This is a genomic window from Chlorobaculum sp. MV4-Y (assembly GCF_025244685.1).
Taxonomy (GTDB): domain Bacteria; phylum Bacteroidota; class Chlorobiia; order Chlorobiales; family Chlorobiaceae; genus Chlorobaculum.
On the sequence record NZ_CP104202.1, the window covers coordinates 2,111,114 to 2,136,491 of the forward strand.

A 25,378-nucleotide genomic window follows, 5' to 3' on the forward strand; every position below is an offset into this window, starting at 1 on the left:
GAGCTCAAAAAAAAGATTGGGCTAAAGCCCTGAATTATTTTTTGATCCATGACCCCGGACTAAAGTCCGGGGCAATTATCAAGAGCCTTATCTGGACTAACAAGTCGAAGAAATGTTATACGATGTCGCAATCATAGGAGGAGGCCCGTCAGGCGCTGCCGCCGCTGAGATTCTGGCCAAGGCTGGCCACTCGACCATCCTCATCGAACGCAATCTTGCCAACGTCAAGCCGTGCGGAGGCGCGATTCCACTCGGCCTGATCGAGGAGTTCCAGATTCCCGACGAGCTGGTCGAGAAGAAGCTCACCCGCATGAGCGTGCGCTCACCCAAGGGCGAGACCATCTTCATGCACATGCCGAATGGCTACGTCGGCATGGTGCGCCGCGAGCGCTTCGATCGCTACCTTCGCGAAAAGGCGCAGAAGGCTGGCGCGGAACTGGTCGAGGCGCTGGTAAAAAAGATCGACCGCTCGGTTGACCGCTTCACGATCCATCTCTTCAACAAGGAGGGCCAGGAGCTGCCGCCGGTTGAGGCTTCTTACGTTATCGGCGCGGACGGCGCAAACTCCAAAACCGCCGACGAGCTTGGCTTTCCGCCGAACGACCTGAAGGTGATCGCCATGCAGCAGCGTTTCCGCTACTGCGACGAGCTGAAGCCCTACGAGGAGCTGGTGGAGATCTGGTTCGACGGCGAGGTCTCCCCCGATTTCTACGGCTGGATCTTCCCGAAAATCGACCACATCGCCATCGGCACCGGCACCGAGGAGCATCGCCACGACATCAAGCAGTTGCAGCACCGCTTCGTCGAGAAAATCGGCATCACCGAAAAGCCTTACCTCAACGAGGCCGCGAAGATTCCGATGAAGCCGCGCCGCTCCTTTACGCAGGAGCGCGCCATTCTCGTCGGCGACGCTGCGGGCCTGGTGACCCCGGCCAACGGCGAGGGCATCTTTTTTGCCATGCGCTCCGGCAAGCTCGGCGCTCTGGCGATGATCGAACGCATCCGCAACAAAACGCCGCTCTCGTCGTACGAAAAGGAGTTCCGCAAGCTTTACTCGCCTATCTTCTTCGGCCTGCAGGTGCTCCAGTCGGTCTACTACAAGAGCGACCGCCTGCGCGAGAGCTTCGTGGCGATCTGCCGCGACAAGGATGTGCAGGGCATCACCTTCGACTCGTACCTCTACAAAAAAATGGTGCCCGCGCCGTGGAGCGTGCAGATGAAGATCATGGCCAAAAACGTCTATCATTTGGCGAAGGGGTCGTAATGCTGCTCTCTCCACTGAACTGGCTGATCCATCTCTCCTCGTCGCTTGAATGGGGCGTGGCGCTCGTCATGCTCTACCGCTACGGGCAATTCATCGGGCGGAAAGACGTGCGGCGTTTTGCGCTCTTCATGCTGCCGCACTGGATCGGGAGCTGGTTCGTACTCCTCTACCACCTTTCGGGCGACGCCATCATGCGGCTCCTCGAACTCTCCGAGGTGATCAATCTGGTAGGCAGCATCGCGCTGCTCTACGCGACCCTGAAGATTCTGAAGGGGGACGAGAAGCGGGAAGCAAAACCTGCAAAAGCCTGGATGGGCTCGCTCTTCGGCGGCGTGATGCTGGTGGCTGGAGGTTCGACACCCTACTCGTTCATGATGGGCAGCTCCTGGTTCGACGCCGTTTTGCAGGTGTCGAGCATCGTCTATCTGACCTTTCTGGTGCTGCTGCTGAAGGTGCGAAAAAAAGACCCCGAGGTGTTCTCGGGGCTGACGGTGGCGGGATTCTGGTTCGTGCTGGTCTTCATTTCGGTGACGGTCGTCTGCATGTACATCGCCATACATGTGCTTGGCTACCAGTCGCTTTCGCACGACGACCTCCTGCACGGCTTTGCCGAGAGCCTTTTGAGCGTCAGCAACCTGATGATCGTCATCGGCATCCACAAAAAGCGAAAGCTCGCCGAACAGCGACTCAGGGGTTGAGCTTCTTCGCGCCTACGGCTTGAGCAGCTTCTGGTAGCGTTCCGGATCGGCGAGCAGCGCAAACGCTTTTGCGGCGACAGAATCATCCTCAACCGACTTGCGCAGCGCCGCCCGCTCGTCGTAATGACGCATGATTTCCCGCCGAAGTGCAGCGGTGATACGAAGTGAATCCCGCGAGATGTTCCGCCGGGTCAATGCTGCGAGCGCCTTGTCGAGAGCGTCAAGCTGGCCGGCAAGTGCCTTGTCCGCCCCACCCTCCTTCTGAACAAGCTGTTTCATACTGTCGAGCTTTTTTTGCGCATCCGACCGGAAGGCAAAATCCTCTTTTTCAAGAAAGCGGCTAAACTCCTCGTACACCGGTTCGGCGGACAAGCGCTGCAACGGAAATTCCGGATGTTTTCGGTGAAAACGAGATGCATATCTGAAAAACAGCCCCGATTTTTCCAGCGAGCTCTGATATTCAGAGAGAGAGTCGGCCTTGACAGTCACATCCGGACGGATACCGCCGCCGCCGTAAACCTTGCGCTTATTGCTGGTGTAGTAGACTTTCGTGGAGTCGGCATCGCCGTTGGAGAGCAGCACTTTGCGGGCCGACTTCTCACGGGGTGTCGGCTTCTGGATGAGACGGCCCGAAGGCGTATAATATTTGGCCGTCGTCAGTTTGAGAATGTGGTCATAAGGCAGGTTGATGATCGACTGTACCAGCCCCTTGCCAAAAGAGTTTTCACCGAGAATAACGCCGCGATCAAGCTCCTGAATGGCGCCCGACACGATTTCCGAAGCCGAGGCGCTGTCGCCGTCGATCATCACCACCAGAGGAAGCTTTGACTCCTGGGGATCGGTTTTGGTGACATAGACCTGCTCGCTGTCGGCGGCCCGGCCTCTGGTGGAAACGATCCGGCTGTTTTTTTCGACAAAGAGACCCGCCACGTCGACCGCCGAGGTGAGCAACCCACCTGGATTGCCTCGAAGATCCAGAACGATGCCGTTCAGCGTGACCCGGTTTTTCGCGGCCTCTTGCCGGATCGCCCGGATCGCCGCGCTCAGTTCTTCCCTTGAATGTTCACTGAAACTGTTCATCTGCACATAACCCGACGAACCGAACAGGCCGAAAAAAGGCACGGAACTGACCCTGACCTCGCCTCTCACAAGGGAAATGACCGTCAACGGCCCCTGGCCGTCTCTTTTGATCGAAAGCCTGATGTTCGTTCCGGGAGAGCCTTTAATCGTGCTCCTGACTTCATCGATAGGCTTCTTGCTCACCTTGGCACCATCGATGGCGATGATCTGGTCGCCGACCTTTAACCCCGCTTTCGCAGCGGGCTGGCCGTCGATAACCGAGATAATGAAAAGATCGCCGGAAAAAATGCCGAGGGTAACGCCGATGCCGGCATACTGACCGCTGGTGATCTCGTCGAGCTCGCCGGACTGCTCCTCATCGAGAAGTGCCGTGTACGGATCAAGCTGGCCAAGCATCCCGTCGATCCCCGAATACATGAACTCACTCACATCGATAGGATCAACATAGTTTTGCGACACATTCTTGTACACATCCCCGAGAAGATCAATGCTTCTGGTGATGGAAAAGAAATCTTCGTTCGGCTTGGCAGCCGGAACGGCAAACAGTGGCTGCGCGCAGATCAGCGTGATGGCAGAGGAGATCGTCGCAACGCGCCGCCACCTGCGGCCAAAATCACGGCAAAGACCGGAGTAGCGCTGAGTTGTGAACCAGCTCATCTGAGCGCGCTTTCGAGAGCTATGGCGCTGTCGGTGCGCTCGTCGCGGTACTTGACGATCAGCGGCGTGTAGATCGACAGGCCGTGTTCGGCGGCGAACTCGCCCTTCACCTGGCGGGAACCGGCGACAACGACCGCGCCTTCGGGAATGACGAGCGGCCCGTCGGTGCTCTTGCGCAGCACCGTTCCGTTGACCAGATCGTAGACCGGCGTGGAGCCGTTAAGGATGACGCCAGTACCGATCACGGCGCGCTTCTTGACGATGGTGCCTTCGTAGATGCCGCAGTTGCCGCCAACCATCACCTCGTCCTCGACGATGACCGGCATCGCACCAACCGGTTCGAGCACGCCGCCAATCTGCACGGCAGCGGAAAGGTGCACCTTCTTGCCGATCTGGGCGCAGCTACCGACCAGCGCGTGCGAGTCGATCATCGAGCCTTCATCGACGTAACCGCCGACGTTGACGTACGATGGCGGCATCATTACTACCGACGGAGCCAGATACGCGCCATCGCGCACCGACGAGCCGCCGGGCACGATGCGGACGCCCTCTGCCGAGGTGAACTCTCGAAGCGGGTAAGTATCCTTGTCGATGAAGGAGAAGCTGCCGAGCTTACCGAGATCGACATGGCTTTCAAGCAGCACGCCGAGCCTCATACCGACGAGGATGCCCTGCTTGACCCACTGGTTAACCATCCATCCGTCACCCGAAGGTTCGGCTGCACGAATTTTGCCCTCATTGAGCAGGACCTTGAATTCGGCAAACACCGACTTGACCTGAGCATCGGCCTTGAGCTGATCGGCGCTCAGTGAAGAAAATGCAATTATCTGCTCCTTGATCTGCTGATACTGTTCCATTGGGCTGTGGTTCTCTTTTTCAGTTAAACTCGGCGGTGATGTCAGCACCCGTCTTCCGGTTGTAGAAGCGGAAATCGTCGCTGCGCAGGCTTTCGTCGGACTTGATCCTGACGAAAACCAGATGTTGCAGGAACCACTTCATCTCGGTTTTCATATCGCTGTTGCGCATCGGTTCGAGCACGGTCGGACTGACATGCAGGTCGAGCTGCTGGAACGGCACCTTCTGCTGAAGCGCAAACTTGCGGAGCCAGCGTTCGACCTGGTTAATGGTGGTAAAGCGCGCCTGCACCACGCCGGTGCCGCCGCAGGCGGGGCACTGGTCACCCATGCGCTGCATGAGGCTCGGGCGGATGCGCTCGCGGGTGATCTGCATGATACCAAAGTCGGAAAGCGGCAGAATGTTTGACTTGGCGCGGTCGTTACGCAGCTCGGTTTTCATGGCATCGTAGACCTTTTTGGAGTTTTTCGCATCGATCATGTCGATGAAGTCCACCACGATGATGCCACCAATGTCGCGCAGCCTGAGCTGGCGCACGACCTCGCGGGCAGCCTCGAGGTTGGTCTTGAGTGAGTTCTCCTCCTGTTCGCGCTTGGCGGCGTAACGCCCGCTGTTGACGTCCACAACCACCATCGCCTCGGTGTGCTCGATGATGATGTAGCCTCCCGACTTGAGCCACACCTTGCGCGAAAAGATCGACTCCACATCCTTGGCGATGCCGTAACCCTCGAAAAGCGGCAGCTTGCCCTCGTAGAGCGAAACGTTCTTGACCATGTCGGGCGCAGCCCACTGGATATAGTTGAGCGTCTCGGTATAAATCGATTTCGAGTTGGCCACGATTTCGGTCACATCCGTGGTGAGCGAATCACGCAGCACGCTCGAAATGATGGTATCCTCCTTGAAGATGAGCTGCGGAGGCTGGGCATCCTGCAACTTCTCCTCGATCTGCGTCCACTTGGCGAGAAGCTTTTCGAGATCCTGCTTCAGGAGTGATTCATCCTGATCTTCGGCCACCGTGCGGATGATCGCGCCGAAACCTTCGGGCAGCATCGAGCGGACGAGCTTTTTGAGGCGACCCCGCTCCTTGCGCGACACCACGCGGCGCGAAACGGCAATCTGACCGCCGCCGAAGGGAAGCAGCACCATGAAGCGTCCAGCAATGGTGATATCGGAGGTGAGGCGCGAACCCTTGGTACCGATCGGCTCCTTGATGACCTGCACCAGAATCGAGTCGTTGGTCTTGAGCTTCTGGGCGATCATCTGGGTGTAGGACTGACGCCGCTCGGCGGCGTCACCGGACGACTGTTGCCGCTGCTCGCTCTTCTGCTGTCCGGTCGGCCGGGCCGCCTCCCGCTGCGGCGCGGGCGCTGCGGCGTTATCATCGCCTTCGTTTTCATCATCATCCTCGTCGCCGCCGTTCTCGTCATCCTCGTCATCCTCGACGAGTGCGCGGTAATCTTCGCTGGTGGTGCCAACGTCCGAAAAGTGGAGGAAGCCGTCGGACTTCTGACCAATATCGACGAAGGCCGCCTTCAGTCCCTCAACCACCTTGTGCACCCGGCCCAGATAAATATCGCCGATGCTTCTCATACTTTCGGGGCGCTCGATAATCAACTCAGCAAGCCGCCCCTCCTCGACGAGCGCAACCTGGATTTCATCTCCGGTCTTGTTCATCAGGAGCTGTTTCTTCACATTCTTCTTCATGCAATAACTCACGGTTATGGACGGCCCGACCCACAAAGCGACCTGCCGGGCTTACAGAAAACCTGGCCTGCCGGGGGAAGGCGCCCTCTGATAAATTCTTTCCGGTTTGCTCAAGTCAGCAGCGAACCGCTCTTTTCAAAAAAGATTTGTTTATAAATATAACACTTCACGTCTTGGTACGTTGCCCATTCAGAGAACATTTTTGTCGGGTTCCCGGATTTTCGCACCTTGAAGAAGAGTCTGCCGCTAACCATGACCCCCACCATGCTTTCAACCGACTTTGAATCCCCGCTCTGGAAAAGCCTGTCGCAGGTCTGCGGCATCGACGAGGCGGGACGCGGGCCACTGGCCGGGCCGGTGGTTGCGGCGGCGGTGGTGTTTCCGCGCCATTACCAGCCATCGGGCATTCTCGCAAAGCTCGATGACTCGAAAAAACTGACCCCCGAGCTGCGCAAGGCACTCGCACCAGCCATTCGGGAGGCCGCAGAAAGTTGGGCGGTAGCTGCAGTGGATGCGGAGACCATCGACCGGATCAACATCTTGCAGGCCACGATGCTCGCAATGAATCTCGCGGTCGACTCACTCGACTCAACGCCGGAGTTCCTGATGGTGGACGGTAACCGCTTCAGACCCGTGCTGCCGATTCCGTACCAGACCGTCGTCAAGGGCGACTCGAAGGTCTTCTCTATCGCTGCCGCCTCTGTGCTGGCCAAGACCCACCGTGATGAGCTGATGGCCGCCTGCGCTTCAGAGTTCCCGGAGTACGGCTTCGAGGTTCATTTCGGCTACCCGACCGCCCGGCACGTGGAGGCGATTGCCCGGCATGGCCGCTGCGCCATTCACCGCAAAAGCTTCAAGCTTCGCAAACTGGGAGAAAAGTAAGGAACTGCCGTCATGAATGCACCTCAATGGCTCGGCGCTGAAGGAGAAAAAATTGCCGCAAGACATCTGGCCGCAAAAGGCTACCGCATTGTCGCCCGCAACTACCGATTTCATCGCAACGAGATCGACATCATCGCCTTCGATGGCGAGGTACTCTGCTTCGTTGAGGTTAAAACCAGGGCAACGCTGGGCAAAGGTCATCCAGCCGAATCGGTAACGACGGGCAAGCAGAAAGAGATCGCGCGCGCCGCCGCCGGCTATCTGGCGAGCCTCGACAACCCCTGGATCACCTGCCGTTTCGACGTCATCGCCGTGCTCGCGCTCAGCATCGACGAGCGCTCTATCCGGAAGTACGAGATCGAACACATCAAGGCCGCCTTCATGATTGGTGACAAGGGCTGAAATAGCATATCAGCGGATTTTTTTATCTTTCAGATCAAAGTTTTTACTGATTCATCACGCACGACGATCCCATGCAAGAAACCGATATCCAGACCGCGCAGAACGCTTCAACCGAATATGGCGCCACCAATATTCAGGTGCTCGACGGTATCGAGCATGTCCGCAAACGTCCGGCCATGTACATCGGCGACATTCACAGCCGCGGCTTGCACCATCTGGTTTACGAAATCGTTGACAACTCCATCGACGAAACGCTCGCCGGCTACAACGACTACATCCATGTGGCGATGAACCCGGACGGCTCGGTGACGGTTACCGACCACGGTCGAGGCATTCCGGTCGATATTCATCCGGTCAAGAAGAAGTCGGCGCTCGAACTGGTCATGACGGTCATCGGCGCGGGCGGCAAGTTCGACAAGGGAGCCTACAAGGTCTCCGGCGGCTTGCACGGCGTGGGCGCCTCAGTGGTCAACGCCCTGTCGGAGTGGTGCGAGGTGGAGGTTTACCGCAATGGCAAGATTTTCCGGCAGACCTACCGGCGCGGCGTGCCGCAGGGCGATGTCGCGGAGGTTGGCACGACTGACCAGCGCGGCACGAAGGTTACCTTCAAACCTGACCACGAAATCTTCAAGATCACCGAGTTCCGCAAGGATATCATTCTCGACCGCATGAGGGAGCTGGCGTTCCTGAACAGCAACCTGCGCATCATCGTGCAGGACGCCGAGGGCAACGAAGAGACCTTCCACTACGAAGGCGGCCTGAAAGAGTTCGTGCGTTTCACCGACTCGAACCGCCTGAGCCTGCTCAAGGAACCGATCTTCCTTTCAGGTGAGCGCGATGCGACGATGGTCGAGATCGCCTTGCAGTACAATGACTCCTATCAGGAGAACGTCTTCAGCTACGTCAACAACATCAACACGCACGAGGGCGGTACGCACGTCACCGGCTTCCGCAAGGCACTGACCCGCACGCTCAATGCCTACGCGCAGAAGAATGACCTGCTGAAGAACGTCAAGATCACCTTGACCGGCGACGACTTCAAGGAGGGACTGACGGCGGTCATTTCGGTCAAGGTGCCCGAACCGCAGTTCGAGGGGCAGACCAAGACCAAGCTCGGCAACTCCGAAACGCAAAGCATCGTCGAGACCATCGTCAACGAGCAGCTTGCCGAGTTCGCCGAAAGCAATCCAGGCACGCTGAAGCTCATCATCGAAAAGGTGAAGGGCGCTGCTATTTCGCGCGAGGCGGCCCGCAAGGCCAAGGAGCTGACCCGCCGCAAGTCGGTGCTCGAAAGCTCGGGACTGCCCGGCAAGCTGGCCGACTGCTCGATCAATGATCCTGACCACTGCGAGCTGTACATCGTCGAGGGTGACTCGGCAGGCGGCAGCGCCAAGCAGGGCCGCGACCGCAGCTTCCAGGCGATCTTGCCGCTGAAGGGTAAAATCCTGAACGTCGAAAAGGCGCGGCTGCACAAGATGCTCGAAAACGAGGAGATCAAGACGATCATCCTCGCGCTCGGCACCAGCATTGGCGAGGAGGAGTTCTCGCCCGAAAAACTGCGCTACGGCAAGATCATCATCATGACTGACGCCGACGTTGACGGCGCGCACATCCGCACGCTTTTGCTGACCTTCTTCTTCCGCTACATGCGTTCGCTCATCGAGGCGGGCAAGGTGTTCATCGCCCAGCCGCCACTCTATCTCGTGAAGTCAGGCCGAGAGCAGCAGTACGCATGGGACGAGGACGAGCGGGCAAGTATTACCGAGCAGATGAAAAAGCTTCAGAAAGGCAAAGCCAACGTCTCCATCCAGCGCTACAAAGGTCTCGGTGAAATGAACCCCGAGCAGCTCTGGAGCACCACGATGGACCCGGATCACCGATCACTGTTGCAGGTAACGGTGGAAAACGCCATGGAGGCCGACCAGGTCTTTTCAACCCTCATGGGTGACAAGGTCGAACCCCGCCGAGACTTTATCGAGAAGAATGCCCGTTATGTCAGACGCTTAGATGTCTGACATAACCTGCACTACCACCTCTTTTTTCAGCTTCTCTATCCAGGCGTTGAAAAGCTCCTGACTCTTCCGATTCATGGCAAGCTCTTCGATCCGGGCAAAATCGTGCTCTGGAGTCAGGACGTGCGCGGGTTCCCTTGAATTGAGCATAAACAGGGCATAGAACGGCGCACCCTTCTCCGGCTCGATCTTCTCGGGCTGACTGATAGCTCCCTTGTTTTTCAATCCGGCAATGATTTTCTGAAGATCGGGTCTGAGCGATGGAACCTCGATATCCGGACTCCCTGAGCCGGATGTGATCAGCCCGCCATTCGTCGCCGAGACAGGATCGTCGGAATACTTTTTAGCCATTTCGGCGAATGTTGCCTTACCGAAAAGAATATCCTCCCTGATGGATTTCAGCAGCGCAATGGTTGCGGGAATATCCGTTTTGCTCTGATCGAACAGAGCGAGAATATGCCTGGCGTGAATGCGATTGCCATTCTTTTCGATCAGCTGAATGATATGATAGCCAAAACGGGTTTCGACAATGCCAGAAATCTGCCCCGGTTTGAGCGCGGATGCCGCGTCCTCGAAACTCTGGACCAGCTCACCTTTCCGGGTGAAGCCCAGGTCACCCCCTTTTTCCCTTGAGCCCGGATCGTCGGAATATTCACGGGCAAGGGTAGCAAAGCTTCCCCCCGCTTCAAGCTGCTGCTGAACCGCCTTGATTTTATCGAGTGCAGCCTGCTTTGCGGCTTCAGAGACGACAGGCATTTTGATGATCTGTGAAACAGAAACCGTCTCAGGCGCTTCGGGCAACTTCCCCTTTTCCTGATTGTAGAAGGCCATCGTCTCATCGTACGAAACCTTCACCTCGCGGAAGTGTTTCCTCCGGAAAGCCTCGATCATCTGCTGATCCCTGATGTCGTCGCGAATATTCTGCTTCAGGCGATTAACCGGCAGGCCGAATCGCGACTCCATCGCCTGCACTGATGGGAAGCCAGCGCGAAGCGAATTGTAACGCACGGCTGCCTGCTCTTCGACGCTCTTCTCATCGACCTTGACCGTATCGATCTTCGCCTTGGTCAGGATGATTTTCTGGGTAACCATATTCTCCAGAATTTTCTTCCTGAGCTGGGGATCGTTTTTAGCATCGGGATACTGAAGACGCAACATCAACTCCTGCTCGTTGACATCCGAAGCGAGAATGATTTCGTTACCCACAATAGCCACGATTCGGTCAAGGCCAGTCGATGCGGCGGCATCGGCAAAACCGTTCATGACGATCATCAAGGCGGCAAGCACAGCAAACAATACTTTTTTCATAAAGCTCAGGAGTTTTCTGGTGGGGACAGGTTCCGTGACGTAACCGGGAAACACTTGTCCATCGTGATGATCCGGCACAACGACGCAATCCGTTCGCCGGAAACCCTTGACCTCGCAGCCAAGCGAGCCGCAAGGGTCAATTAAGCTGCAACATACAGAGAATCTCCTTTACGGGCAAGAGGCGGCTCAGGTACCCGGAATAGGAAACAGGGATTTCAGGATTTCTCCCCGGCAGAAAAAACCGGGGAGAATGGCGGGAACGCGAGATCAGGCGCCACGGAACTTGATGGGGTTTTTGGAACGGGCCTGCCAGTCGAAAACGATTGGCGCAGCGACAAAGATCGACGAGTAGGTACCGACCAGGATGCCGGCAAACATGGCGAAGGCGAAGCTGCGGATGGCCGGACCGGCGAAGATGAAGAGCACAATCACCGAAAGCATGGTCGTGCCGGAGGTGATGATGGTGCGGGAGAGCGTCTGGTTCATGCTCTCGTTGAAAATCCGCTCGTAATCGGATGGCTTCTGGCCGCGCAGGCGCTCACGGATTCGGTCATAAACGACAACCGTGTCGGTGATCGAGTAACCGGCAATGGTCAGGAATGCCGCGATGATACTCTGATCGACTTCGAGCGGCATGAAATCGAACAGGCCGCCCAAAAGGCTGAACAGACCGAGCACAGTCAAGACATCGTGAAAAATGGCCGCGACGCCCGCCGTGGCGAACTTGAACTCGAAACGCACACTCAAGTAGAGCAGAATGCCGACCAGCGCCGCCGCCAGCGCTTTGATGGCCGACATTTTCATGTCGGAGGCGATGCTCGGGCCGACCGCCTCGACGCTCAGAATCTGCGCGGGATTGCCCGGCAGGCGCGAAGCGAGCGAATTTGAAATCAGGGTCTTGAGTTTGGAGGTGTCCCCCTGAAAATCGGTTTTGAGAAGAAATGAGCGGTCCAGGCCATATTGCTTGACCAAACCACTCACCCCGGCGTCTCGCATGATCGAGCGCACCGCACCGACATCGACCGTCTTTTCAAAACGGATGACCACCTCCGAACCACCCTTGAAATCAATGCCATAGTTCAGCCCCCTGACGAACAGGGAGACCATGCCGGCAATGAGCAGTATGGACGAAATGACATAGGCGATCTTGCGATGCTTGATGAAATTGAAACTGGTTTTCTGAAAAATGCGCATTGCAGTGTCTTGTAATTATCCGAAACTCTTTTCATTCATGAACTTGCTGTCCATCAACAGGTCGAACAGCACCCTGGTCACCACGATCGCCGTAAAGAGACTCGCGGCAGTACCGATCATGAGGGTAACAGCAAAGCCCTGGATCGGGCCAACACCATAAATATAGAGCAGAAAAGCGGCGGCGAGCGTCGTGACGTGAGAGTCGAGAATCGATGAAAACGCACGGTTGTACCCGGCATCGATAGCCATGCGAAGGCTTTTGCCCTCGGCCAACTCCTCGCGGACACGCTCGTAAATCAGCACGTTGGCATCAACGGCCATGCCCATCGTCAGCACGATACCGGCAATACCGGGCAAGGTCAGTGCGGCGCCAAAGCCAGCAAGCACCGAGATGACGACCAGAATGTTGAGCACCAGTGCCAGATCAGCGGCGATACCCGCTTTGTTATAATAGACGATCATGAAGATAGCGACCGCCGTGAAGCCCCATATCAGAGAAAAGAGACCGGCCCGGATGTAGTCGGCACCAAGCGACGGGCCGACGGTGCGCTCTTCGAGGATCCGCACCGGCGCGGGCAGCGCGCCAGCCTTCAGGATGATTGCGAGGTCTTTAGCCTCATTGAGGCTGCCGATGCCGTTGATCACCGAATTGCCGCTCGGAATCCTCGACTGCACAACCGGAGCGCTGTACACGGCACCGTCGAGCACGATGGCGATCTGCTTGCCTATGTTGGCCCCGGTGATGCGCGCCCACTTGGACGTGCCCTCGTCATTCATCGACATCAGCACCTCTGGCTGATTCTCCTGGGCGCTGAAGGTCGCCTTCGCCTCGGTAATCACGCCACCCGTCAGTTCGGGAGTTTTCTGGACAAGATAGATCGGAAAGTATTTTTCGCCCTTGGCCGTCTGCTCGGGTTTTGCCGCCAGCAGCAACTGGGTATCCTGCGGTAAAAGGGCCACCACATCAGGCCGGTTCAGCACCGCCGTGACCTGATCGCGGGCATACTCAGGAGTGAACACCTGCCCGTTCGGCATCATGCCGATCACATCCGAAAGCTTTTTGACACCAGCGGCGGCAGGCTGGGGAGCGGCGGCAACCGGCGTTGCTGCCACCGATGAGTCGGCAGGCGAGGTGGCTATAGTTACGGAATCGGCGGTCGCCGGGGCAACGGAAGCCGCAGGTGCCGCAGGAGCGACGAGCGGCGCACCGCTGACGCGCTGAATGGCGCGGAGCAGCGTTTCGGGATCCTTGACCAGTTTGAACTCCAGCTTCGCCGTGCCCATCAGAAGCTTGCGAACTCTCGCCTCGTCGGTAACGCCCGACAGTTCAATAACCAGCCGCTGCGAACCCTGCGTCTGGATCACCGGTTCGGCCACTCCATACTGGTCGATACGGTTGCGAATGATCTCCTTCGCCCTGACGAGCGCATCTTTAGCCTCGCCGTTCAGCTTGTTAACGATATCCTGATCGGAATCACGCATGTCATAGAAGTAACGGCTGAGCTTGATATTCTCCTTTTTGAACCCGGCAGCCACAAGCTCGACGACATTGGCATTGGGCTGGTCGGCGGCTTCCTTCTTGACGGTGTCTATCACGCGGGTGAAAGTGGCATCCTTGTTCCATGCCTTCTGTTCGATCAGATCGAGAATATCGACCTCCATCACCAGGTGCATACCGCCCCTGAGGTCGAGGCCGAGCTTCAGGCTTTTGTCTTTGGCCTGTTCGATCGCCTCGCGATTATCGATGGCGAACTTAAGGCTGTCTTCAGCTGAACGGAAACTCTTGAGTTTTTGTGTCAGGGCATAGTCACGGTAGGTCGGCCAGATCGACCAAACCGATACCAGCGCGACCACGGCAATGAGAATGAGTTTAAAGCGGTTGTTTTTCATGAAAAAGGCCGTTACGCTCGTTTGATAAAGAAAAGCCAATATAAAGAACGGGTACTGGATTAACAATCGAGGTTCCGTAGCGTAAAAAGGCTGCGGGCAATCGAGCTGACCGGCAAAATATGCATCGACAAGCCTTTCATTACCCTCCGCTTCTCTGGCGAGAAGAACAATGTTCTGGCTCAGCTTACCGAGCCAAACAACACATAGTGAGGACTGTGATAAGGCCTACAGCGTGAAGCCGATATTCTTCTCCTTCTCCGCAAAGAGTTTGGCGGTGAGGAATTCACGGTTCATTCGGGCGATGTTGGCGATGGAGATTTCTTTGGGACATTCGGCCTGGCAGGCGTAGGTGTTGCTGCAGTTGCCGAAGCCGAGAGCGTCCATGGCGGCGACCATCTGCTGCACGCGGCGCGAGGCTTCGATGCGGCCTTGGGGCAAGAGAGCGAGGTGGGAGACTTTTGCACCAACGAAAAGCATTGGTGAGGCGTTGGGACAGGCGGCGACGCAGGCTCCGCAGCCGATGCAGGCGGCGGCGTCAAACGCTTCGTCGGCGTCGTGCTTGGGCACGGGAATAGTGTTGGCATCGGGCAGACCTCCGGAGTTGATCGAGATGTAGCCGCCCGCCTGGATGATTTTGTCGAGGGCGCTGCGGTCGACAATCAGGTCTTTGACCACCGGAAACGCGCCGCTTCGCCACGGTTCGACGCAGATCGTCTCGCCGCTCCGGAAAGCGCGCATGTGCAACTGGCAGGTGGTGGTGCCTTTCAGCGGGCCGTGAGGACGGCCGTTGATGTAGAGGCCGCAGGCTCCACAAATTCCTTCGCGGCAGTCGTGATCGAACGACACCGGGGCTTCGCCTTTACTGATAAGCTGCTGGTTGAGCTGGTCGAGCATTTCGAGAAACGAGCTGTCGGGCGAAATATCATCGACCTCGTAGCTGACCATCCGGCCTTTGTCGTCGGCGTTTTTCTGCCGCCAGATTTTGAGAGTGAACTTCATGATCGACGGTTATTTGTAGGATCGTTGCGATGGCGTCACCGTCTCGAAGCGAAGCTCTTCGCGGTGCATCTCCGGCTCGTCATCGCCCCCCTTGTACTCCCAGGCGGCGACGTAGGAGAACTCATCATCGTTGCGCAGCGCTTCGTGGTCGGGGGTCTGGTACTCCTCGCGGAAGTGGCCGCCACACGACTCCTTGCGGTGCAGGGCGTCGCGCACCATGAGGTCGCCGAGTTCGATGAAATCCTCGACGCGCCACGCCTTTTCCAGTTCAGGATTGTACTCCTTCAGCCCGCCCGGAATCTTCACACCAGCAGCGAACTCCGCCTTCAGTTCTTCGATCAGGCCGAGCGCTCTTTTCAGCCCCGCCTCGTTGCGTGACATGCCGCAGTACTCCCACATGATTTTGCCGAGCTTGCGGTGGAGGTGATCGACAGACTCCTTGCCGTTGCTCTTTTTGAGCCGGTCGAGCCGGTCGGTTACGTCGCGGGCGGCAAGGTGAAACTCCGGCAGGGTGGTCGGGATGGGCGGCGTATTGATCTCGTGCGAGAGGTAGCCCGATATGGTGTAGGGCAGCACGAAGTAGCCGTCGGCGAGGCCCTGCATGAGCGCCGAGGCGCCGAGACGATTTGCTCCGTGGTCGGAGAAGTTGCACTCGCCGATCGAGTAGAGGCCAGGCACGGTGGTCATCAGCTCGTAGTCCACCCACAAACCGCCCATCGTGTAGTGCACCGCCGGATAGATCATCATCGGCATGCGGTACGGGTTGTCATCGACGATGCGCTGGTACATCTGGAACAGGTTGCCATAGCGGGCGGAAATTTCGGTGCGGCCCAGCCGCTCGATTGCGTCGGCAAAGTCCAGATAGACCGCCAGCCCGGTCGAGCCGACGCCGTAGCCCGCGTCGCAGCGCTCCTTGGCCGCCCGCGAGGCGACGTCGCGTGGCACGAGGTTGCCGAAGGCCGGGTAGCGCCGTTCGAGGTAGTAGTCGCGCTTCGACTCGTGAATCTGCTCCGGGCGCAGCTTCTTCTGGCGGATCAGCTCGGCGTCTGACTTTTCCTTCGGAACCCAGATGCGTCCGTCGTTGCGAAGGCTCTCGCTCATCAGCGTCAGCTTGGACTGGAATTCGCCGTGCACCGGAATGCAGGTGGGGTGAATCTGCGTGAAGCAGGGGTTGGCGAAGAGTGCCCCCTTTTTGTACGCACTCCACGCCGGCGTGACGTTCGAGCCCATCGCGTTGGTCGAAAGGTAGAAGACGTTGCCGTAGCCGCCCGTGGCAAGCACCACGGCATGCGCCGAGTGGCGTTCGATTTCGCCGGTGACGAGATTCCGCGCGATGATACCCCGCGCCTTGCCATCGACGACGACGATGTCGAGCACGTCGCGGCGACTGTAGAGCTTCACGCGCCCCTCGGCGATCTGGCGGCTCAACGCGCTGTACGCGCCGATGAGCAGTTGCTGGCCGGTCTGTCCCCGCGCGTAAAAGGTGCGCGACACCTGCGCTCCGCCGAAGGAGCGGTTAGCGAGCAGGCCTCCGTACTCGCGCGCGAAGGGCACCCCCTGCGCCACGCAGAGGTCGATGATCTCCGGGCTGATCGAGGCGAGCCGGTAAACGTTCGATTCGCGTGACCGGTAGTCGCCCCCCTTGATGGTGTCGTAGAAAAGCCGGAAGACGTTATCGCCGTCGTTCTGGTAATTTTTCGCGGCGTTGATGCCCCCCTGCGCGGCGATGCTGTGCGCCCGGCGCGGGGTGTCCTGGTAGCAGAACGACTTGACGTTGTAGCCGAGCTGGCCGAGCGTGGCAGCCGCCGAAGCGCCCGCAAGCCCCGTGCCGACCACGATGATATCGAGCTTGCGCTTGTTGTTCGGGCTGACCAGCTTGCTGCCAGCCTTGTAGGCGTCCCACTGCTCCGGGAGCGGCACGTCCGGTGCGTTGGCTTTCAGTTGTATCATCGGCGACTGGTCTCCATGCGGCGCGGCGTTAGTTGAACAGGGTGAAGCGGAGCGGAATCGCCATGAACCCGCCCGCGATGACGATGGCGTAAACGGTGCTCACCGCCTTGATGACTGCGGCGTGCCGCGAATGGTTCAGGCCGAGCGTCTGGATGGCAGCCTGAAGCGCGTGGTTCAGGTGAAATCCGAGAAAAACAAACGCGACCATGTAGATAGACGAAGCGGCCTGGTCGGTGAACAGCACCACCGCGCGGCGATAAAAATCGTGCCGCTCGATGCCCGGCGGCGGTGCAACGATGCCAAGCTTGATGAAATAGAAATCGATGAAGTGGAGCGCGAGGAAGATCAGCACCACCACGCCGCTGTGCAGCATGTACTTCGAGAACGGCGAAGTTTCAGAGCGGCTTGCGTGACGGTAACGAATCGGACGCGCGCTGCGGTTCCGGATGCTCACAATCACTCCGAAAGCGATGTGCAGCGCAAAGCCACCGAAGAGCGCAAGCTCGAAAATCCTGATCACCGGATAGCTGCTCATGAAGCCCGCCGCCGCCGAAAAGGATTTGCCACCATCATCGACCAGCAGCAGCATGTTGATGCCGAGATGCACCGCGAGGAACACGAGCAGAAATACTCCAGCCAGCGCCATAAGCACCTTGCTGGTAATGGATGAGAGTGTTCTCTGTCCGGTGGTGTCCATAACTCGTGAACTTTCAGTGACAGGATACAGGTCGCACAACCTGTGAAACGTTTGCCGAAAGCTAACGCCATCTGATCGAAATGACAAACCCGATCGTCTATTTGGTATCGAATGAAGAAATTACGGCAACGGCCCGAACGGGGCAGGCCTCAGCGTCAGAGATAGGTAGCGGTAGAGCAGAAAGGAAAAATGCGTGACCGTCGAGCCGGTCGAGTGCGGTGAGATTTTCGATGAGGATAAGTCCCGCGCCGAGCAGGCAGCGGTGCACCGGCAACGCCTCGGAGCCTGGCTCGTCGAACGAAGGCGCGTCGATGCCGATGCCTTTCAGCCCGACTCCGCAGAGCCACGACGCCGCGTCCTCCGAAAGCACCGGATAGTCGCGGTCGTACTTCGCCGTCCCCCAGAACCAGCTCCAGCCGGAATGAAGCAGGAGGAACTGCGCCTGCTCGATTGTTGCGCGATGGAGCAGCAGTTGCTCGAGCGAAACGGGTTCGCTCTGAGGATTCCGAAGATCGAGCAACGCGCCTTTTCCGATGAAGCGATCCACCGGCAAGCAGTCGAGCGTGGCCTCGCCTTCGAGAAGGTGCGCCGGAGCGTCGAGGTGCGTCCCGGTGTGCGAGGAGAGTTGCAACCAGCGCTCGCCGAAGCCATCGCGACCGACCGAATGGAGATCGGAGAACTCTGGCCGGGGTGTCCCCGGCCAGAGCGGCATGGCAGGCGAAATCGGATGGCTCAGGTCAACGATGCGCACGGGATATCTGATCTGGTGATCCGTCAGTAGAGCAGCGAGTAGCTCAGCACTACGGCGTTGCTGTTGATGCCGCGGTTCGGTTCGCTGGTGCCCGCGTTTGACAGGTGGCGAAAACGGTAGCCAAGGGTGATGGCACTGTTCTCGGAAACGGCAACCTGAGCGCCAAGGCCGAACTGGTTCAGGAAGTTGAACCCGGCATCACCCTGCTCCCGGCTGTCGATACTCAGGTACATCGGACCGGAACCGATTTCGCCGACCAGCTTCACCGAAGGCGCGATCGGGTGAAGATAGCGGAAGAAAACATTCAGACCGGTCTCGACTCCTGATTCAGGTTCGGTGACGGGATTGCAGAATGGTTCGAGCGCAAGCTGGAGCGTCCCCTTGCTGTCTCTCATGCCGAACACGGAGTTCATGTTGAAGCCAAAGCGCACAAAGATCGGCACCGCGTTGAAATCAGCGTGGGTGAACTTCAGATGCCCCCATGCGTAGCCGGAGCCGATGGCGATTTCGTCGAGATAGACGCCGTCGTGAGTATCAGCGGGCGCGGCATCGAGCTTGACGGGGATGAAACTGCACGCGAGCAGCAGAGATATGAATAACCGGAACAACTTTTTTTGCATGGCGTTATGAGTTTAGTCGTTTTAGGCGGATACGGTTGGCGACAAATCTGACGACGGCATCGACGGCGGTGTTACGTTCACAATCGCAGAAAATCTGATGGTCGGTTTTTTTCAAACCAGATGATGGTCTTGGCCTCATGCGGAGTCGCGATTGCGCGCGTCAGGATTTCGGCGCTCTCGGGAAGCACGACGCTTTCGTGGCGGGCTTGCAGAATCAGCGCTGGCGCGTGGACGCGACCGGTGATCCGCATCGTCTCTTCCTGGAGATCGAACATCGACAGAATGGTTTTTGTGGGAGCCCATTCATATTGTTCCGGAGTGATTGCATTATCGGGATCGGCAAATTTCGCCTCCAATTCCCAGCGGTCAACAAAATGACTGACGAGCGGAGCGAGAAAGCGGAACGGCCGTCCGGGGCTGAGCAGAGAGTTCAGCCTGATTGGCGGCGTGGCAAGAATGATCGAATCGACCTGCTCCGGATGCCTCGCGGCGAGGTGCAGTGCAAGCAGCGCACCCATGCTGTGGCCGAGGACAACCGTCTTGCCATCGATTCCAGTCAGCGTTTCGAGCGCTTTCTCGGCATCATCGAGCCACGCTTGCCAGGTTACGCCGCGCAACTGATCCGGCGAAGCAGCGCCATGGCCGCGCAACAACGGCGCGGCAATCTTGAGATCGAAACGGCCAAGTGGGCCGAACAACTCCCGGACGCTTTCGAGGTTCGCCGTGAATCCGTGAAGGATCAGGATTCCTGTCAAACGCCTTTCCGGCGGCTCATTTGTAACCCGATTCGTCATGCTGCAAAATTGCTGTTCACTGCGTAACAATGTGCTGCAAAAGAGCTTGCAGACATACGGCAGAAAATTCGGAGTTCGGAAATATACAAGGGGTTCAGGAATATTCTGCTGAAATGGCTATTTTTTGACGGAAATGATAGCAATACCATGCCGATATGCAGCCCCCGATCATCACAGACAGACAAACGATGAAAACGCAAAAACGGATTGGCGCCTTTCTGCTCATGACGCTCCTGACTCTTCAGGCCTGCTCGACCTACAAGGGCACCACGACCACGTCACGCACTCCCCAGCAAATATCGCCTGAAGAGGCTTACCGGCTTGGCAAGCTCAAGAACAAGCCCTATCTCATCGACGGGCGCCTTTACGTCCCCATGAGCTTCGATCAGGTCTACGGCTACGAAGAGACCGGTCTTGCTTCGTGGTACGGCCAGGAAACGCTCGACCAGCACAACGGACAGCCCACCGCCTATGGTGAAATTTTCGATCCCGGCCTTCCCAGCGCTGCTCACAAATATCTGCCCCTCCCCATGATCGTCAGGGTCACCAACCTTGAAAACAACGTTTCAATCATCGTCCGGGTTAACGACCGAGGGCCCTTTGTCGATGGCCGGGTGATCGACCTGAGCATGGAAGCCGCCAAACAGCTCGGCTTCTACGGCAAAGGCACGGCCAGGGTGAAGATCGAGTCGGTGTACCGCTGAAAAGAATGATGAATCATTCTTTTCAGCTTCCGCAGCACTTTTTGTACTTCTTGCCGCTGCCGCACGGGCAGAGGTCGTTTCTGCCTGGGTTCTCGGATTTTGGCTGTTTTGCGTCCGGCTTTTCCCGGCGATGACCGGGTCTCCAGAAATCCCTGATTTCAAGCACCGCTTCCGGAATCAGCTTCCACAGTTCGTACTCTTTCTCCTCGTCCAGGTTGAGCTTTTCGCGCAACAGGCCGGAAGCTGCGGAGATGGCGAAGACCGTCTTTGCGCCCTTTTCATCTTTCAGCAGAGATTTCCATGAATCTTGCCTCATGTTCATCCCCTCGATGAATCCGCGGCACCAAAGCCGGGCAGCTTTACGCTGGTCTTCATCGTTGTTAAAGGTAGTCAGATTTGGCAGCGGCGCATAATCCTCGGGACTCTCTTCAAACTGATGCGAAAGCGCGTTCATCATCTGCATGATGAGGCCGGTAATCCGCTCCTCCTGCTTGCCGGACTGAAACGCCGGTGATTCGTCGGAGCCGGCGGCCCCCCAGACGTGCGGCAGCCACTCCTCCGGCAAAAGCCTATCCGGCCCGATAATCATGGAGGTCATAAAGCCGTCGAGCGCGTCAAGGTTCATCGGATGTTTCAGCCCGGATTCATGAAGCAGGAAATCCTCTAGCTCTTCGTACTCCTGCGGGGTCAGCTCGTTGTTCGATTTATAGTGAAAGTTGTCAGACATAATATGCTCTGATGAAAGTTGTCGATTTATGATGCGGGACCGCTGGCCATGAATGCTTCGTGGAACGTCACCATACCTTGCGGGCTCTGCCCCTCGAACGGAAGGGCGAAAAAGACCTCCGGCAGCACCGACACCGGCCCGAGGCCGAACCATCCCGTTGTTCCATCTGACATGCTCACTGACGAGAAGGCGATGTGCCCGACTACCCGTCCGCCCAGCTCCGCTACCAGCGAAATGGCTAACGCTCCGGCGGCGCGCAACGCCTCGATGATAAACTGCTCGGTATGATTGCTGATTTCGAGCGTCGCAAAAGCTTCTGTAGTTCCATCGCTGATCGCGCGAAAGTCTTCCCGCGTTTCTTTCCTGATAATGATGTCCGGACTCATGGCGTCTGGAGGTGATTCAGCCGTTCATAAAACGGCGATAGCGGCCGTCAAGCCTGGTTGTGTGCCGGTCAATATACCAATATCCTCCGTTTGTCCGGCAAGACCCGCGTGCCGGCGGGCATTTGGCAACCGCAAAAAGCGCTCGGGCAAAAGCGTCCGGGCCTGCTCACCGAGGAACTTTGCGGCCATTGCATTTCCTTTTGTGTGTGACAGTTTGCTTGTGCTTCGCATCTGAAAGGCAACCCTCATCGTAACTCCCAAGGAGATTCAGTATGAAGATCAAAGCGCTGCTTCTTTTTCTGTTGTTCTGTACCATCGCGGTTGCCCAGGATGGATTTGCCAGGGGAAAAACCCGGCTTGGAGTCTTGAGGGTTACCAATCACTCCACGGCGGCATGGTGGGCCGGCGGAGTCGGCATCGACCAACCGTTTCCGCGTGCTTGAAAGGAAAGAGCTCGATGCAGTACTCGATGAACAGGAGGACGGCAGGACAAGGCCTACATGGCGGTCGATCTGAAGGTGATCGATGTGGAGACCGGCGAGATTTATGACGCCAGGACGGTCGAGGCGACCTCGAAATCGAGTGGCGTCAGCGTCGGCGTGTACCGCGACGGCTTTGGCGGTCACCTCAGCGAGTACAAGAACACTCCTGTCGGCAAAGCGATCCGCGCCTGCATCATCGAAATTACCGATTATCTGCAATGCTCGCTCGTGGAAGGCAAGGACAGCGGCTGCATGGATGAGTACAACCAGAAAGAGAGGAATCGCCGGGAGAAGACCAGAAACGCCATCGACCTCGAATAACTGCGGGTTTGACTAACAGCTCCACCGATAATGCCCCCTGAATCCTGACAGAAAATGAAAATATCGGCAGGATAGCGGAAGCGAGGACACAGTGCATTATCCCTTTTTTCCAGAGCCTGTCTTGGCTTTGCTGTCGAGACAGCCTCAAAATGACAAGCCCCTGATAAATTCATAAAATGGCAGCCGCAAACGATGCGTCTCTGATCGAAAAACGGAGCGATGAGCGCATGCTCCACTGCATGCTTTTGCCATTTTGCATGATCAATCGTCCGGGGAATTGTCCGTGATCGCCTCTGAATGGGATTCCATCATAACGCAAAATAATTCAGAATTCCGGGTTGGTGCAGCCTGTGCATGGATGGATGCTGTGGATATGCGAGGGATTTTGCATCTTCAGAAAAAAGCGGCCTGGAAATGAATTCTTTATTCACCATTGTCAGCGGCATCCGGTTCGATGAACCCTGGTGGCTCTTGCTGCTGCCGCTGGCCGTTGCCGGTTCGGCGGTTTACCGGTTGTTCTGGCGGAAGAACCGACCGGGCGTGCTGTTCCCCTCGGTTTCAAAGCTACGCAGCTCGGGATTTGCCGCGCTTTCACTCTTCTCGAAATTTCCCGAATGGCTGCACTGGCTGGTGCTGGTGCTGATAGTGCTGGCACTCTCCGGCCCAAGCGCACCGTTTCCGCCCTCCTCGCGCGACACCGTCGGAATCGACATTATGATTGCACTTGACGTCTCGGATTCGATGAACACGCCTGATTTCGGTGGCAAAAGCCGCTTCGCAGGTGCACGCACCGCGGCGATGCGCTTCATCGACAACCGCCCGGCCGACCGTATCGGACTGGTGGTGTTCAGCGGCGGAAGCTTTACGCGCTGCCCGCTGACGCTCGACCACGAAGTACTTGGACGACTGGCAGAAACCGTTTCACCAGGCTTTTTCGATGAGCCGGGCACAGCGATTGGCACGGCAATCCTGACGGCGACCAATCGCCTCAAAGCCTCATCATCGAAAGAAAAAGCGCTCGTGCTGATCACCGATGGCGAAAACAACGCCGGAGAGGTCACTCCGGAAACGGCGGCCCGGCTTGCGGCCAACCATGGAATCAGAATCTATACGGTTTTCGCAGGCAAAGAGGCTCGTGCATTCGAGAACACCAGCAATACAGCATTGAACAGAAAAGGGCGAAGCGAGCTGGAAACCGTAGCCCGCATCAGCGGAGGACGCATGTTCAGCGCCGGAGATGTTTTCGGATTGATGAAAAGCTTCCGGGATATTGACCGCCTCGAAAAAACACGCCTGAAAGGCAGAATGCCGAGCCGTACTATGGAGCTGTATCCGTGGCTGCTTTTGTCGGCGTTGTGCCTGCTGCTTGCTGAACAGGCTCTTTCGGCAACCCGTTTTATCAGGATTCCCTGACTATGTGTTTTTCACGACCAGGTTACCTCCTCCTTTTGTGGCTGCTCGTTCCGCTTGCGGTTCTGGTGTTCTATGGAGTTCGGCGCAAGCTCTCGGCGTGGGCAAAAATCGACGCCACAGGTGGAGTATCAGGAATCTTGCCTGCCGTGAGTGCCAGGAAGCTCGCGCTCCGCAGGATTATGCTCCTGCTCTCCGCCGCGCTGATGATCGTGTCAATTGCTGGCCCGCAACTGTGCAGCGGCCAGAAACCGGTGCGGCAGAAAGGAATCGATATCATTTTCATGCTCGATATTTCCAACTCCATGCTCGCGCGGGACACCGCTCCCGACCGGCTGACGCGCGCCAAGACAGAGCTGCTTCAGATCAGCCGCAGCCTTGGCGATGGCCGAAAGGCGCTGCTGCTGTTTGCGGGAACGCCCGTCGTGCAGTGCCCGTTGACAGATGACAAGGAGGATTTCGAAATCCTGCTCGATATGGCGACGCCAGAACTGATCACAACGCAGGGCACCGATTACCGCCGGGCATTCGACGCGGCACTGAAGCTTACGAATTCGGGAGGCGAACTGTCGGGCAACGAAACCGTAATGGTACTAGCGAGCGACGGGGAAGACCATGGAAACGATCTTGGCGATATTGCCACCACCATGAAAACCCGAGGCGTGCATCTCCATGTCATTGGCCTGGGAGGCGTTCAACCCGTATCGATACCAACGCCTGGAGGGCCAAAACGAGACCGGCAGGGAAAAATCGTCCTGACCTCCTTCCGGTCGGAACGGCTTGCCAGCCTCATCAAAACGGTGGATGGGAAATTCTACTACAGCCGTCCCGATGCTCCGGTGCACGATGCCGTCGCTGACGACATTGCCGCTGAGGCCGCCGACGCGAGATGGATCATGGCACCGGGACAGCGCGTGCCGGTGCACGGCGAGACCATCCTTGCCGCTTTGCTGCTGTTCGTGTCGGGGTCGATGATGACCGATGTTCGACGTCCACCCAAACAAAGCGCCTGAACTTGCCCGCCGGAAGATGCCGGAGCTGGCATCTTGACGGAAAGATTGTTAAATTCCTGGAAGCCAGAGCTGTTGCGGCTCTGGGCGTCTCACTCTTTTCATTACACCAGAAGAATACGCATCGATATGGAGCAGCAAGCATCGGGCCAGAGAATTCTCGATCCCATCGAACGCGCCAAACTTGGCGTGAAGGTTTTCAATCTGCCCTACAGCCAGGCCGAAGCGCTCATCGACGACTACGTGAGCGGCAAGAATTACGATCAGGCAAGCGTCGATTATTTCAAGGATCAGGTGGCCACACAGATCCACATCCGCGAAAAGGGCGCCGAACTTCTGGTTACCGGCGGCGAGATCATCAAACTCATCACGCGCTCTTTCATGCAGAACCTGCCAAAGAGTATTGATCGCGGTTAAGCCGGGCCGAATGCTTTCCTGATATAAAGACGTGCCCTGAAATCAGGAGCGCGGCACATTACATTCCTGATTTCACGGTGTGACGTTTTTGCTTTTTTGACGGTTATTATGATGACAAGGCGCGGCAGGCCCAGCTCTTGAGCTTGTCGCTACTATGAAAAACG

Annotated in this window: 25 protein-coding genes; 11 read left to right on the forward strand and 14 right to left on the reverse strand. The window is 57.4% G+C overall.

The genetic code is table 11. The features are described from left to right. Positions 1–112: 112 nt before the first annotated feature. Positions 113–1,264 (forward strand): geranylgeranyl diphosphate reductase, encoded by a 1,152-nt coding sequence (locus tag NY406_RS10505; protein ID WP_260534230.1) that lies wholly within the window; start codon positions 113–115, stop codon positions 1,262–1,264. Further along, positions 1,264–1,962, forward strand: a complete 699-nt coding sequence (locus NY406_RS10510; RefSeq protein WP_260534232.1) for a DUF3593 domain-containing protein — start codon at positions 1,264–1,266, stop codon at positions 1,960–1,962. The genes NY406_RS10505 and NY406_RS10510 overlap by 1 nt, the downstream gene beginning before the upstream one ends. Positions 1,963–1,974: 12 nt before the next feature. Here NY406_RS10510 and NY406_RS10515 read toward each other — a convergent pair whose 3' ends face one another. From NY406_RS10515 to NY406_RS10525, 3 genes are read right to left on the reverse strand one after another with little or no spacing between them, the layout of a single operon-like run. After that, positions 1,975–3,699, reverse strand: coding sequence for a S41 family peptidase (locus tag NY406_RS10515; RefSeq protein ID WP_260534234.1), 1,725 nt, complete (start codon positions 3,697–3,699; stop codon positions 1,975–1,977). After that, positions 3,696–4,556 (reverse strand): 2,3,4,5-tetrahydropyridine-2,6-dicarboxylate N-succinyltransferase, encoded by an 861-nt coding sequence (locus NY406_RS10520; protein WP_260534236.1) that lies wholly within the window; start codon positions 4,554–4,556, stop codon positions 3,696–3,698. Before NY406_RS10520 ends, NY406_RS10515 begins: the two co-directional genes overlap by 4 nt. Positions 4,557–4,575: 19 nt before the next feature. After that, a complete protein-coding gene (locus NY406_RS10525) occupies positions 4,576–6,258 on the reverse strand; it encodes an Rne/Rng family ribonuclease (RefSeq protein WP_260534237.1) in 1,683 nt (560 codons plus the stop codon). A 264-nt stretch (positions 6,259–6,522) separates the two neighbouring features. On the opposite strand from NY406_RS10525, the gene NY406_RS10530 reads away from it, so the two are divergent. From NY406_RS10530 to gyrB, 3 genes are all read left to right on the forward strand, one after another. Beyond that, complete coding sequence (locus NY406_RS10530) at positions 6,523–7,140, forward strand: ribonuclease HII (RefSeq protein WP_260534238.1); 618 nt, start codon at positions 6,523–6,525, stop codon at positions 7,138–7,140. Between the two features lie 12 nt (positions 7,141–7,152). Then, entirely contained in the window at positions 7,153–7,542 is a 390-nt protein-coding gene (locus NY406_RS10535) for a YraN family protein (protein WP_260534239.1), read from the forward strand. 71 nt (positions 7,543–7,613) lie between these two features. Then, positions 7,614–9,557: a DNA topoisomerase (ATP-hydrolyzing) subunit B gene (gene gyrB, locus NY406_RS10540; protein WP_260534241.1), complete on the forward strand. Its 1,944-nt coding sequence runs from the start codon at positions 7,614–7,616 to the stop codon at positions 9,555–9,557. On the opposite strand, the gene NY406_RS10545 is transcribed toward gyrB, so the two are convergent. The 9 genes from NY406_RS10545 to NY406_RS10585 all read right to left on the reverse strand — a co-directional run bounded on the left by NY406_RS10545 (position 9,546) and on the right by NY406_RS10585 (position 19,757). Continuing rightward, a complete protein-coding gene (locus NY406_RS10545) occupies positions 9,546–10,862 on the reverse strand; it encodes a peptidylprolyl isomerase (RefSeq protein WP_260534243.1) in 1,317 nt (438 codons plus the stop codon). The two genes, gyrB and NY406_RS10545, sit on opposite strands and share 12 nt — an antisense overlap. A gap of 267 nt (positions 10,863–11,129) precedes the next feature. Next, positions 11,130–12,056, reverse strand: a complete 927-nt coding sequence (gene secF / locus NY406_RS10550) for a protein translocase subunit SecF (RefSeq protein ID WP_260534245.1) — start codon at positions 12,054–12,056, stop codon at positions 11,130–11,132. Between the two features lie 15 nt (positions 12,057–12,071). After that, the gene (gene secD, locus NY406_RS10555; protein WP_260534246.1) at positions 12,072–13,946 is read right to left on the reverse strand and encodes a protein translocase subunit SecD; all 1,875 of its coding nucleotides are present in this window, start codon (positions 13,944–13,946) and stop codon (positions 12,072–12,074) included. Positions 13,947–14,171: 225 nt separating this feature from the next. Continuing rightward, on the reverse strand, positions 14,172–14,945 hold the full coding sequence (locus NY406_RS10560) for a succinate dehydrogenase/fumarate reductase iron-sulfur subunit (protein ID WP_260534248.1): 774 nt from the start codon (positions 14,943–14,945) through the stop codon (positions 14,172–14,174). Between the two features lie 9 nt (positions 14,946–14,954). Then, on the reverse strand, positions 14,955–16,895 hold the full coding sequence (locus NY406_RS10565; RefSeq protein WP_260534250.1) for a fumarate reductase/succinate dehydrogenase flavoprotein subunit: 1,941 nt from the start codon (positions 16,893–16,895) through the stop codon (positions 14,955–14,957). 28 nt (positions 16,896–16,923) lie between these two features. Continuing rightward, the gene (locus tag NY406_RS10570; RefSeq protein ID WP_260534252.1) at positions 16,924–17,592 is read right to left on the reverse strand and encodes a succinate dehydrogenase; all 669 of its coding nucleotides are present in this window, start codon (positions 17,590–17,592) and stop codon (positions 16,924–16,926) included. A 97-nt stretch (positions 17,593–17,689) separates the two neighbouring features. Next, positions 17,690–18,343: a cyclase family protein gene (locus NY406_RS10575; RefSeq protein ID WP_260534254.1), complete on the reverse strand. Its 654-nt coding sequence runs from the start codon at positions 18,341–18,343 to the stop codon at positions 17,690–17,692. A 23-nt stretch (positions 18,344–18,366) separates the two neighbouring features. Continuing rightward, on the reverse strand, positions 18,367–18,963 hold the full coding sequence (locus NY406_RS10580) for an acyloxyacyl hydrolase (protein WP_260534256.1): 597 nt from the start codon (positions 18,961–18,963) through the stop codon (positions 18,367–18,369). 77 nt (positions 18,964–19,040) lie between these two features. Further along, complete coding sequence (locus NY406_RS10585) at positions 19,041–19,757, reverse strand: alpha/beta hydrolase (protein WP_260534258.1); 717 nt, start codon at positions 19,755–19,757, stop codon at positions 19,041–19,043. A 188-nt stretch (positions 19,758–19,945) separates the two neighbouring features. Here NY406_RS10585 and NY406_RS10590 point away from each other — a divergent pair, with 188 nt between their 5' ends. Next, positions 19,946–20,461, forward strand: coding sequence for a septal ring lytic transglycosylase RlpA family protein (locus NY406_RS10590; RefSeq protein WP_260534260.1), 516 nt, complete (start codon positions 19,946–19,948; stop codon positions 20,459–20,461). A 22-nt stretch (positions 20,462–20,483) separates the two neighbouring features. On the opposite strand, the gene NY406_RS10595 is transcribed toward NY406_RS10590, so the two are convergent. Both NY406_RS10595 and NY406_RS10600 read right to left on the reverse strand, forming a co-directional pair. Further along, positions 20,484–21,188 (reverse strand): UPF0149 family protein, encoded by a 705-nt coding sequence (locus tag NY406_RS10595; protein WP_260534262.1) that lies wholly within the window; start codon positions 21,186–21,188, stop codon positions 20,484–20,486. 26 nt (positions 21,189–21,214) lie between these two features. Continuing rightward, positions 21,215–21,574: a GNAT family N-acetyltransferase gene (locus NY406_RS10600; RefSeq protein WP_260534264.1), complete on the reverse strand. Its 360-nt coding sequence runs from the start codon at positions 21,572–21,574 to the stop codon at positions 21,215–21,217. A gap of 272 nt (positions 21,575–21,846) precedes the next feature. Between NY406_RS10600 and NY406_RS10605 the strand changes: the two genes are divergently transcribed. The 5 genes from NY406_RS10605 to NY406_RS10625 all read left to right on the forward strand — a co-directional run bounded on the left by NY406_RS10605 (position 21,847) and on the right by NY406_RS10625 (position 25,214). Then, on the forward strand, positions 21,847–22,017 hold the full coding sequence (locus NY406_RS10605; protein ID WP_260534266.1) for a hypothetical protein: 171 nt from the start codon (positions 21,847–21,849) through the stop codon (positions 22,015–22,017). A 57-nt stretch (positions 22,018–22,074) separates the two neighbouring features. Further along, positions 22,075–22,377 carry a CsgG/HfaB family protein gene (locus NY406_RS10610; protein ID WP_260534268.1) on the forward strand — a complete coding sequence of 101 codons (303 nt, stop codon included), beginning with the start codon at positions 22,075–22,077 and terminating at the stop codon, positions 22,375–22,377. 414 nt (positions 22,378–22,791) lie between these two features. Continuing rightward, on the forward strand, positions 22,792–23,790 hold the full coding sequence (locus tag NY406_RS10615) for a vWA domain-containing protein (protein WP_260534270.1): 999 nt from the start codon (positions 22,792–22,794) through the stop codon (positions 23,788–23,790). A gap of 35 nt (positions 23,791–23,825) precedes the next feature. Next, positions 23,826–24,800, forward strand: a complete 975-nt coding sequence (locus NY406_RS10620) for a vWA domain-containing protein (protein ID WP_260534272.1) — start codon at positions 23,826–23,828, stop codon at positions 24,798–24,800. 126 nt (positions 24,801–24,926) lie between these two features. Next, entirely contained in the window at positions 24,927–25,214 is a 288-nt protein-coding gene (locus tag NY406_RS10625; protein WP_260534274.1) for a hypothetical protein, read from the forward strand. Positions 25,215–25,378: the final 164 nt, after the last annotated feature.

What these genes read in the sequence shown, in the direction of transcription:
- NY406_RS10585 (WP_260534258.1), bottom strand. Translation starts at nt 19,757, where the DNA reads ATGACGAATCGGGTTACAAATGAGCCGCCGGAAAGGCGTTTGACAGGA.
- secD (WP_260534246.1), bottom strand. Translation starts at nt 13,946, where the DNA reads ATGAAAAACAACCGCTTTAAACTCATTCTCATTGCCGTGGTCGCGCTG.
- NY406_RS10560 (WP_260534248.1), bottom strand. Translation starts at nt 14,945, where the DNA reads ATGAAGTTCACTCTCAAAATCTGGCGGCAGAAAAACGCCGACGACAAA.
- NY406_RS10545 (WP_260534243.1), bottom strand. Translation starts at nt 10,862, where the DNA reads ATGAAAAAAGTATTGTTTGCTGTGCTTGCCGCCTTGATGATCGTCATG.
- NY406_RS10600 (WP_260534264.1), bottom strand. Translation starts at nt 21,574, where the DNA reads ATGAGTCCGGACATCATTATCAGGAAAGAAACGCGGGAAGACTTTCGC.
- NY406_RS10510 (WP_260534232.1), top strand. Translation starts at nt 1,264, where the DNA reads ATGCTGCTCTCTCCACTGAACTGGCTGATCCATCTCTCCTCGTCGCTT.
- NY406_RS10565 (WP_260534250.1), bottom strand. Translation starts at nt 16,895, where the DNA reads ATGATACAACTGAAAGCCAACGCACCGGACGTGCCGCTCCCGGAGCAG.
- NY406_RS10610 (WP_260534268.1), top strand. Translation starts at nt 22,075, where the DNA reads ATGGCGGTCGATCTGAAGGTGATCGATGTGGAGACCGGCGAGATTTAT.
- NY406_RS10525 (WP_260534237.1), bottom strand. Translation starts at nt 6,258, where the DNA reads ATGAAGAAGAATGTGAAGAAACAGCTCCTGATGAACAAGACCGGAGAT.
- NY406_RS10570 (WP_260534252.1), bottom strand. Translation starts at nt 17,592, where the DNA reads ATGGACACCACCGGACAGAGAACACTCTCATCCATTACCAGCAAGGTG.
- NY406_RS10625 (WP_260534274.1), top strand. Translation starts at nt 24,927, where the DNA reads ATGGAGCAGCAAGCATCGGGCCAGAGAATTCTCGATCCCATCGAACGC.
- NY406_RS10515 (WP_260534234.1), bottom strand. Translation starts at nt 3,699, where the DNA reads ATGAGCTGGTTCACAACTCAGCGCTACTCCGGTCTTTGCCGTGATTTT.
- NY406_RS10520 (WP_260534236.1), bottom strand. Translation starts at nt 4,556, where the DNA reads ATGGAACAGTATCAGCAGATCAAGGAGCAGATAATTGCATTTTCTTCA.
- NY406_RS10605 (WP_260534266.1), top strand. Translation starts at nt 21,847, where the DNA reads ATGAAGATCAAAGCGCTGCTTCTTTTTCTGTTGTTCTGTACCATCGCG.
- NY406_RS10590 (WP_260534260.1), top strand. Translation starts at nt 19,946, where the DNA reads ATGAAAACGCAAAAACGGATTGGCGCCTTTCTGCTCATGACGCTCCTG.
- secF (WP_260534245.1), bottom strand. Translation starts at nt 12,056, where the DNA reads ATGCGCATTTTTCAGAAAACCAGTTTCAATTTCATCAAGCATCGCAAG.
- NY406_RS10580 (WP_260534256.1), bottom strand. Translation starts at nt 18,963, where the DNA reads ATGCAAAAAAAGTTGTTCCGGTTATTCATATCTCTGCTGCTCGCGTGC.
- NY406_RS10505 (WP_260534230.1), top strand. Translation starts at nt 113, where the DNA reads ATGTTATACGATGTCGCAATCATAGGAGGAGGCCCGTCAGGCGCTGCC.
- NY406_RS10615 (WP_260534270.1), top strand. Translation starts at nt 22,792, where the DNA reads ATGAATTCTTTATTCACCATTGTCAGCGGCATCCGGTTCGATGAACCC.
- NY406_RS10595 (WP_260534262.1), bottom strand. Translation starts at nt 21,188, where the DNA reads ATGTCTGACAACTTTCACTATAAATCGAACAACGAGCTGACCCCGCAG.
- NY406_RS10530 (WP_260534238.1), top strand. Translation starts at nt 6,523, where the DNA reads ATGCTTTCAACCGACTTTGAATCCCCGCTCTGGAAAAGCCTGTCGCAG.
- NY406_RS10535 (WP_260534239.1), top strand. Translation starts at nt 7,153, where the DNA reads ATGAATGCACCTCAATGGCTCGGCGCTGAAGGAGAAAAAATTGCCGCA.
- gyrB (WP_260534241.1), top strand. Translation starts at nt 7,614, where the DNA reads ATGCAAGAAACCGATATCCAGACCGCGCAGAACGCTTCAACCGAATAT.